Annotated in this window: 1 protein-coding gene; it reads right to left on the reverse strand. The window is 61.0% G+C overall.

Annotated features, from left to right (window positions below):
- Positions 1-131: 131 nt before the first annotated feature.
- Positions 132-1,127 (reverse strand): ABC transporter permease, encoded by a 996-nt coding sequence (locus ACXJ7R_RS33310; RefSeq protein WP_457155506.1) that lies wholly within the window; start codon positions 1,125-1,127, stop codon positions 132-134.
- Positions 1,128-1,255: the final 128 nt, after the last annotated feature.

Here is a 1,255-nt window from a genome sequence, read left to right on the forward strand (position 1 = left end):
CCGTCAAGGATCTGGGGAGCGCTTGCCGCGGCAAAGGACGCTGCTCCAGATTTTCAGGCCGGCGATCGGTGAAGGCATCACTGCTGTAGGTCGGATTGGCGACACGCAGCTTCCGGCTTCGCCAGGAGCGTTCAGATGTCCTTGTTCTTATTGGTGAGACCGTGGACAAGCAGCATGACCAGGATGATCGCACCGAAGATCATCTCGCGCGCGGCAGCGGGCATCTGCATCACCGAAAGGATCGACGACAGAAGCGTGATGAAGATCGCACCGGCGAAGGTGCCGATGTAGTTCCCTCGACCACCCTGAATGGAGGTTCCCCCGACCACCACAGCCGAGATGACCGGCATAAGATAAGGGTCGCCCATGCCCTGATAGGCCTGGTTGGTGTAGCCGAGCAGCAGGATAGCGCCGAAACTCGAAAACACTCCGGCAAGGACGAAGGTCGCCACTGTTACCAGACGCACCCGCGCCCCGGCAAGAAACACTGCACGTCGCGAATTGCCCAGTGCATAGAGGTAGTTGCCATAGACGGTACGCCGGAGCATCCAGACTGTGATCACGGCGACACCGAGCCATACGAGAAAGGCGTTGGGGATGCCGAAGGTCCGACCGATCGCCGCCTGCGTCGCCAGCCAGGGGACCTCGCCGTTGGGACGGCTGTTTCCGGTGTAGAAAACCGTGGCGCCAAGCAGCATGGCGTTGACCGCTAGCGTCCAGACCATCGCGGGTACGCGAAAAACGGCAACACCGATGGCGTTCAAGAGCCCAACACCCATGCCAAAGCATAGGCCCAGCGGAATTGCCAGGCTGGCGATCACGGGATTGGAGCTGCCAGAGGCCGAGATGACGACAATCGCCGTGCCAGTGATCGTCCACGGCACCGAAAGGTCGATCTCGCCCAGCAGGATCACCAGCATGGCACCGGTTGCGATGATACCAAGAAAGGCGGCGATCTGAAGCTGCTGTAGAATGTAGCCGGGCTTCAGGAAGCCGGGGTACAACAGCGAACCGCCCAACAGCAGAGCGACGCAGCCCAGCGCAATCAGCAGGACCGATACGTGGTCCCGGCTTAGCCAGCGACGGGATTTGTAGGACGTAGCGCTTTGTGCGGCTGCATCAGTCATCAGCGGTACAACTCAAGCCGGCTGCGCACCCGGAAAACGCCGAGCGCGCCGAGTGCAATTGCGGTTGCGAGGATCAATCCCTCGAAGAACGGTTGCGCCAACGGCGGCAGCCCGGAGAAGAACATCAG

Source organism: Mesorhizobium sp. P5_C1 (assembly GCF_054049815.1).

What these genes read in the sequence shown, in the direction of transcription:
- ACXJ7R_RS33310 (WP_457155506.1), bottom strand. Translation starts at nt 1,127, where the DNA reads ATGACTGATGCAGCCGCACAAAGCGCTACGTCCTACAAATCCCGTCGC.